The sequence below is a fragment of the Bacillus sp. MBGLi79 genome, assembly GCF_002953915.1.
The window spans coordinates 3425904-3427565 of sequence record NZ_CP026521.1 but is presented as its reverse complement, the minus strand read 5'-3'; the positions used below and the strand labels follow the sequence as shown (position 1 = coordinate 3427565).

Here is a 1662-nt window from a genome sequence, read left to right as displayed (position 1 = left end):
TGCTGCCTTTTTTTATTGTCTTTCTGCCATAACTGTGAGAAAAGAAGAAATAATGGAGGTTTTAGTATGGCTTTTCGAAAACCGGATGAAATAGCGGAGGCGGCAATTGAAGCAGGAATGAAAAAGATACAGCTCCCGCTGCCGTCTCTGCTTGTATTGGGGTTTTTAGGCGGCGCATTTATCGCGCTTGGGTACTTGCTTGATATCAGGGTAATCGGCGACCTGCCGAAAGAATGGGGAAGCCTGTCCAGCCTGATCGGAGCTGCCGTATTTCCTGTCGGTCTGATCCTTGTGGTGCTCGCTGGCGCTGAATTGATCACAGGGAATATGATGTCCGTTGCGATGGCTTTATTTTCAAGAAAAATATCACTGAAACAATTGGCGGTTAACTGGGGAATCGTTACGATTATGAACTTAATCGGGGCACTGTTTGTTGCTTACTTTTTCGGACATTTGGTTGGATTGACTGAAACAGGTCCTTATTTAGAAAAAACGATCGCCGTTGCACAAGGGAAACTCGATATGAGCTTCGGCAAGGTTCTCATTTCCGGCATCGGCTGTAACTGGCTTGTATGTCTTGCTGTATGGCTTTCTTTCGGCGCACAAGACGGAGCAGGGAAGATCCTTGGCATCTGGTTCCCAATTATGGCTTTTGTCGCAATCGGATTTCAGCACGTTGTCGCCAACATGTTTGTGATTCCCGCAGCCATTTTTGCAGGCTCGTTCACATGGGGGCAGTTTATCGGAAACATCATTCCGGCTTTTATCGGCAATGTCATTGGCGGATCCGTGTTCGTCGGTCTCATTTATTTTATTGGATACTACAAGAAAGACCGCTCCAGAAAAGAAATGAAGCGGGTATCATAAACAAAGGGCAAACATACAAATGCCGTCCGTTTTTGGAAAAAGATGATGATGAAATGGGATTAGGCGGGTGTACTTCAAAGTAAGAAAAAAGCAACGGAGGCTGAACAGCATGACAATGAGACAGCAGAATGTGATACACAAGGAAAAGCTCATGGCTCATTCAGCCTGTGGAAGAATTCGTGTCCTTCCTTAACCAATGCTTATCGCACCTATTAAAATCGGAATAGACGGACATCCGCAACTCCCCGCAGGCAGTAGAGACAATGTATGTCTTCTTTTGTCTGCGGTTTTTATTTGCCCGCGACAGAAAAAATGATGCCCTTTGAAAGGACAGTGAAAAAGACAGTTGCATTCGCCTAAACCAGCAAGACCGAAAGGCTGCCGGTCATATAAAAATCCTGAAACATGCCCATTGCTTGAGCACTGCCAAGATCAAAGAACCGCCAGAAAGTCATCATCCGACATGTACGGGAGGCCCGCAAAATCGTTTGTCTGTTTCAGGGGAAACGGAATGTGAGTGAACAAGTTCTCCTTACAGCCGCATCCCAGTACATGAAGAAGATTGCCGCATACCTAGCCAAGCAGGGCCGGGTATGCGGGATCTCTTTTACGGCAAACGGGCTGGAAACACCGTTGAAAACAAACGGAATTTTCTATATGATTGATAGTATTAATGAGAACGGTTATACATAAAAAGAAGGTGCATCATGGAGTTTGTGCTTGTTTTACTGCCGGTTTTCGGGATATTTGCGATCGGGTTCATCGGACAAAAGCTGCTTCATTTTGATATTCAGA

1 protein-coding gene and 2 pseudogenes are annotated in these 1662 nt (G+C 45.4%); all 3 read left to right on the top strand.

From position 1 onward, the window contains the following. The first annotated feature begins 66 nt into the window (after positions 1-66). On the top strand, positions 67-867 hold the full coding sequence (locus C1T29_RS17505; protein WP_075213179.1) for a formate/nitrite transporter family protein: 801 nt from the start codon (positions 67-69) through the stop codon (positions 865-867). Between the two features lie 406 nt (positions 868-1273). Then, positions 1274-1455: pseudogene (locus C1T29_RS24880) on the top strand (hypothetical protein); the annotation flags it as partial. Positions 1456-1574: 119 nt separating this feature from the next. Continuing rightward, positions 1575-1662, top strand: a pseudogene (locus C1T29_RS17495) (AEC family transporter); the annotation flags it as partial.

What these genes read in the sequence shown, in the direction of transcription:
- C1T29_RS17505 (WP_075213179.1), top strand. Translation starts at nt 67, where the DNA reads ATGGCTTTTCGAAAACCGGATGAAATAGCGGAGGCGGCAATTGAAGCA.